The sequence below is a fragment of the Limnohabitans sp. genome (assembly GCF_046052765.1).
Classification (GTDB): Bacteria; Pseudomonadota; Gammaproteobacteria; order Burkholderiales; family Burkholderiaceae_C; genus Limnohabitans.
Genome location: NZ_JAVLFQ010000045.1, coordinates 1 through 5,411, shown reverse-complemented (window position 1 = coordinate 5,411; position 5,411 = coordinate 1). Strand labels below are relative to the sequence as shown.

At 46.9% G+C, this 5,411-nt stretch carries 6 protein-coding genes and 3 pseudogenes; 8 read left to right on the top strand and 1 reads right to left on the bottom strand.

Annotated features, from left to right (window positions below; all coding sequences use genetic code 11):
* Positions 1–266 precede the first annotated feature (266 nt).
* The 5 genes and pseudogenes from AC9UG7_RS05395 to AC9UG7_RS05375 form a co-directional block, all read left to right on the top strand.
* Positions 267–777 (top strand): annotated as a pseudogene (locus AC9UG7_RS05395) (ATPase).
* Positions 774–980, top strand: a complete 207-nt coding sequence (locus AC9UG7_RS05390; RefSeq protein WP_509585235.1) for a hypothetical protein — start codon at positions 774–776, stop codon at positions 978–980. Before AC9UG7_RS05395 ends, AC9UG7_RS05390 begins: the two are co-directional and overlap by 4 nt.
* 232 nt (positions 981–1,212) lie before the next feature.
* A pseudogene (locus AC9UG7_RS05385) lies at positions 1,213–1,389 on the top strand (TA system antitoxin ParD family protein); the annotation flags it as partial.
* Between the two features lie 47 nt (positions 1,390–1,436).
* Positions 1,437–1,661 carry a type II toxin-antitoxin system RelE/ParE family toxin gene (locus AC9UG7_RS05380; protein WP_509585238.1) on the top strand — a complete coding sequence of 75 codons (225 nt, stop codon included), beginning with the start codon at positions 1,437–1,439 and terminating at the stop codon, positions 1,659–1,661.
* Between the two features lie 26 nt (positions 1,662–1,687).
* Positions 1,688–1,801: pseudogene (locus tag AC9UG7_RS05375) on the top strand (Fis family transcriptional regulator); the annotation flags it as partial.
* A 68-nt stretch (positions 1,802–1,869) separates the two neighbouring features.
* Here AC9UG7_RS05375 and AC9UG7_RS05370 read toward each other — a convergent pair.
* Positions 1,870–2,106, bottom strand: a complete 237-nt coding sequence (locus AC9UG7_RS05370; protein ID WP_509585232.1) for a DUF433 domain-containing protein — start codon at positions 2,104–2,106, stop codon at positions 1,870–1,872.
* A 387-nt stretch (positions 2,107–2,493) separates the two neighbouring features.
* Between AC9UG7_RS05370 and AC9UG7_RS05365 the strand changes: the two genes are divergently transcribed.
* The 3 genes from AC9UG7_RS05365 to AC9UG7_RS05355 form a co-directional block, all read left to right on the top strand.
* Positions 2,494–3,093, top strand: coding sequence for a hypothetical protein (locus AC9UG7_RS05365; RefSeq protein ID WP_509585230.1), 600 nt, complete (start codon positions 2,494–2,496; stop codon positions 3,091–3,093).
* Between the two features lie 95 nt (positions 3,094–3,188).
* A complete protein-coding gene (locus tag AC9UG7_RS05360) occupies positions 3,189–5,192 on the top strand; it encodes an alkaline phosphatase (RefSeq protein ID WP_509585228.1) in 2,004 nt (667 codons plus the stop codon).
* Positions 5,173–5,411, top strand: a 239-nt coding sequence (locus tag AC9UG7_RS05355) for a DUF427 domain-containing protein (RefSeq protein WP_509585225.1), incomplete at its 3' end; no start/stop codon positions are given. The genes AC9UG7_RS05360 and AC9UG7_RS05355, both read left to right, overlap by 20 nt.

The following is a 5,411-nucleotide window of genomic DNA, read 5'->3' as shown; positions in this document are numbered from 1 at the left end:
CTACAAGTGCAAATTTGACCAAAACGCTGGAAAATTTGTAATTTACAAATTTTGACCAATTACACGAAATATTACACGGCAGCTATTTTCACAGGTAAGTCATTGATTTATATAGGTATTTAACGAGCCTGGATTTCTGTTAATCCGTAGGTCCCTGGTTCGAGCCCAGGTCGAGGAGCCAACAAACACGGGGCTTACATGCCCTTTTTTGTTTTTAGGCATCTGTAGCCCTTCAGAGCATAAAATCTAGAAAAAATCGTTTAGATTTGAAAAAAATCATCATCATTGCAGGACCCAACGGCGCAGGCAAAACCACATTTGCCCGTGACTTTTTACCTGCTGAAGCCCAAACCTTTAGGTTTATCAACGCCGACTTGATCGCTGCGGGTTTGGCTCCGTTCAATCCAGAGACTGCATCCTTCAAGGCTGGCCGCTTGATGCTGGAAGAAATTGATGAGTGCGTGGATGCTGGTCACAGCTTTGCGTTTGAAACCACGCTGTCTGGCATGGTCTACTTGAAAAAGATAGCCTTGTGCCAAGCTCATGGCTACCAAGTTAAGCTCTGGTTCTTGTTGCTGCCCAATGAAGACATTGCAGTGTCAAGGGTTGCACGCCGTGTTCTGCAAGGTGGGCACAACATTCCTGAAGATGTGATTCGCCGACGCTTTAGCAGGCTTGGAAAATTTTCACGAGCGTTACCGCAAGGTTGTTGATTCCTGGGCCATCTTTGACAGCTATCACCGCCCACCCAAATTGATTGACTGGAGCAACAAATGAATCCCAAAGAGATCCGTACGTCATCAGACCCAGATTTAGCAGGCTCATATGCCGCGATGCTTCGTGCGGTTCGATCAGCCGAAGATCTTGCTATCAAAACCAACACCAGTATCCTTGTCTCACTTGACGGCAAAGATGTTGAATTGACAGCTGCGGATCTAATCAAGCTCCGCGACGAAGAGGCCAATCCTTTACGTCTCTAACGCTACACCCATACATGGAGTCGAACTTTTGCAGATTTGAGTTCGAGTCCGAGTTGTGCAGTCAAAGATATGCAACAGGATTTGTGACATTTTCAAAAATTTATATTTCGTCACCACACAGCAGTTGAGAAAATTTTATGCAAGCTATAAACTTAAACTACATTTGTAGCAAAGGTGTTTAACTATGGGTATGCCAGTACGAATTGACAACCAGCTATAAGAGCAAGCAAAAAGCGAAGCCAAAGCTGAACACCGAACAATTGCTGGTCAGATTGAGTTTTGGGCAACTGTTGGGCGAGCTGCAATCGACAATCCTGAATTACCTGTAGATTTTGTTGTGCAAGTATTAGCTTCGATGAAAGAGCCACGCAGCGATGCAACTCCATTTCAACCACGTAGCCGCAAATGACGTATCAAGCATTACAGAGCCGCAGATTTGCGCGTCAATAAAAAAAACTGCATGACAACATTGCCTCGGATGTAGATACAGCAGTTGCCACAGTTGAAGCTTCTCCAAAGATTGGGGACAAGAAAAAAGGTGATTTATCATCCATATATGTTTATAAATTTCGAAGCCGAGGACAGCTTTACTTGCTGGGATACACAATCGGCGAGGAACTTAAATTGGTGTATCTTGAGGCGGTTGGACCGCATGAAAATTTTTACCGTGATTTGAAGTAAGTCATTCAAGAGTTATTGCTTGGTAGAAAGAAATCAAAGTTCAGAAATTTACCAAAACTGAGCTTGCTAAACGCATGCACACAAACCACGCTGCCTTAAATAGATTGCTTGATGAAAACGATGCAAGCCTAACCCTCACCCAAGCTCATAAGATGTTGACACACGGTGATCGGATATATGAACACTTAATGGATCAGGTCTCCCTTGATCAAATAAGATTTTCAAGGTTAAGAACCACTGTACTTTTGGCGGCGTGCTCTAAAACGCTACGGGCATGCATCAAATTTATGCCAGGAAACAACTCAACAAACTCGTTGACAGTTACACCATCCTCAAGATTTTCGAATAAAGCAACTACAGGCACGCGGGTACCTCGAAACACCCAAGCTCCGCTTACAACCTCGGGGGCAAGTTCTACAGCAGGACAGTAACTCCAATCAACCATGCACTTATGTTAATTCCTCATAGTATTTCTAGCAACCTCATAGTTTGAGTAGCCTACCAATTGCAAACAATTACACGATGTATGACACGGTCTCTACTCCGTAGGCCACTCACTTTGTACGCCAAGTCACGATAACTTGCACGGCCCAAAAGTTTCCGATTTTCAAAAATCTGAAGCCAGGCCTGCGCCTGCGCTTGGTAGTTCGACCGTAAGATAGCGAGCAATGAGCCCAAATTTGACTGTTTTGTCCAGAAAGTTAGATGAAATATACAACTTACCACCAGCTAATTTACAACCGTAAACACCTGTTATTTTGGATTTCTCAATTCAAGTAGAGATACTTTAAAGTTATGTTTTGTCATAAGGTAGTGCTAATATATTTTTCAAATGATTTGTCTTCTTTATTCAAACTTTGCAGCTCGAATTTATTTAATGGTTGTTCGTTTCATAAAATTACTTGACTCAGCACTTGTCGGGCTGGTTATCACTTCCGCCATTTTCATAGCTTTACTGAATGTGAGTTCTGTAAAAGCACAAACTCCAGACACCCCACTTGTCACGTTGGCATTTAGCGATTTTTTTGTACGTCCAATAGGCTCAGGTGGCTTGATATTGAAAGAGCAACTGCTGCAAGCTCAAGGCCGACAGGTGCGACTGGCTGGCTACATGGTCCAGCAAGAAAAAGTTTCAGCAGGCCAGTTCTTGCTTGCGCAGCGTCCGGTTCTTATGAGCCAACATGCTGATGGTGAGGCCGACGATTTACCGCCTGCGACGGTACTTGTAGAGCTTGCCCCTGAGCAACAAGACAGCTTTGTCGCATACACCCGAGGGATGATTGATGTCGTGGGCGAGCTTGACGTGGGCCCAAAAGAAAGCCTAGATGGTCGAGTCTCTTGGGTTCGGTTAAGACTTCCTTCGGTCGGTACTCGGACCATGAATCGATTTGAATATCTCAACTACCAACATTCCATGCAACACAAACATTAGCGCATTGTTAGTCTCCTCAAGCCAACGTTAATCTCTTTAGTAAATCATCCATGAATCAACATTTTTCAAAAATACACCGTTTCTTTTTAATCGCCATGTCTTGCCTAGCTAGCCCAAGCATGCAGGCAGCACCCACTGTCACGCGACTTACACCGCCAAGTGAACTTTTCAGTAGCGGTCAAGCTGCGCCAGTGATCGCCCGATTTCTACCAGGTCAGCGTTTTGATTTGCAGGCAACCATTCGTCCTGATGCGGCTGAAAAGCAAATTGTCAGCGCAACCTTTTCCTTGAACGGTAAAGACATCAATGCCACCACATCGTTGAAAAACTGCGAAACACTGTGTATCAAAGGAATACCAGCCAACGCAGCATTGGCTACCGTGCGCGCATTTAGCGTTGACACACCGGGTATTCATACCTTTCGTGTAAGCGCCACGCAAAGCGACGGTCAGACAGTTACTGTCCAAGGTAACTTTGAAGTTGTAGCGCTTGTGAAAGGTGGACAAAAAATAAAAAATATCATCGTTTTGTTGGGTGACGGCATGGGCGCTGCGCAGCGCACTGCGGCACGCATTGTGGCTGGCGGCTACGCGCAGGGGAAAGCTATCACACCCATGGCTATGGATACCTTTCCGGTGACAGGTATGGTCAAGACAGCATCGCTTAATTCGATAGTAACTGATTCATCGCCCGGCATGACCGCTTATGTTTCTGGAAATAAGAATAACAACAACTCTGAGGGCGTTTTCCCTGATGACACATTAGACGCGTTCGATAATCCACGCATCGAGTATCTCAGCGAATACCTTCATCGCACCCAAGGAAAAGCGCTGGGATTGGTGACCACTGCTGATGTCTTTGACGCCACGCCTGCTGGTAATGCTGTACACACCAGCAACCGGGGTGCTGGTACAGGTATCGTAGACCAGTATTTGGACGACCGAGGTTTGACAGGACTTACCGTGTTGATGGGTGGCGGGCGCAAATGGTTTTTACCAGCATCGACCCCTGGGTCGGCTCGCGGTGACCGTACAGACTATGTCTTCTCGAACACCGACGCCCACACCGCGGACATTGTCAAACGCTGGGGCGCAGCCACGGGTAGTCTAGACAAAGATCGCAATCTTTTGGCCGACTTTCAAGCCGCAGGGTTTACCTACACTTCTGATAAAAGCTCGTTAGACGCAATTGACCCAGCAACAACAGATCGCTTATTGGGCCTGTTTGCGCTTTCCAATATGAATGTGGCATTGGACAAAATTGATGGTCGCCGCGCCAAAGCCCTAGGTCAAAGTGGTCGTGTCGTTGACGATTACGGTTTTCCCGACCAGCCAATGCTCGACGAAATGACAGGCAAAGCATTGGCTATCCTAGACCGCCATCAAAAGGGATTTGTTTTGATGGTAGAAGGCGCATCTATCGACAAGCAGGCTCATGCGATGGACACTGAGCGCTGGTTACTAGACATCATCGAGTTTGACCGTGCCATCGCCCTTGCGAAGGCTTATGCACAACGCCGCTCAGATACCCTCGTTATTGTCACTGCCGATCACGAATGTGCTGGGGTAGCACTCATTGGCGGCTCTAAAGTAAGCGACTCGCGTCTTCAAGCCCTGGTGCGGGAAGGAAGCGGCACGGCATTGCGCAATGAAGTGGTTGGCGTTTATGAGCAAGCGGGCTTTCCCAAATACAAGATCGACGCTGACGGCTATCCCCAAACCACTGATATCGACAACAGATTATTGGTAGGCTATGGTTCCAACGCAGACCGTATGGAAGACTTCCGAACCAACCCGCAACCCCTGCAGGACAACCAACAGCCTTTCACCAAACAAGAGCCCTTGTCCACATACCCGTCTGGCCTCTTAGCGCGTGATCAAGAAGGTAAATACATGATCACAGGCCAGGTGCCTGGAGACAGCGCCACACACACCGCAACTGACGTTCCTTTATCTGCCTTTGGTCCCGGGGCCTATGCATTCACTGGTGTGATGGACAACACTGATGTATTTTTCAAGCTGGCTCAAGCAGCGATAAGAGGAGTTGTACTTCCACAAGGCATGATTTCCGCACCTGTGCGTGTGCAACGCAAGCCTTGACGCTTCACCGCAAATATCACATCTTCCAGCCTTTTATCTACAGATACCCGACGTAGACAAGACATTTTTGCTTTCTGCAGGTAGTGGATCTTTTTGTGAATGGAAAGGTCCTGCCCTTTATTGGGATCTGTTTGATAGCGAACGATGTTTACCCAGAGTGGCTTGGAGCTATCCGCAACCGTTGACAGGCGCAGAGCCACTTGCTGATTGCATTGCTTT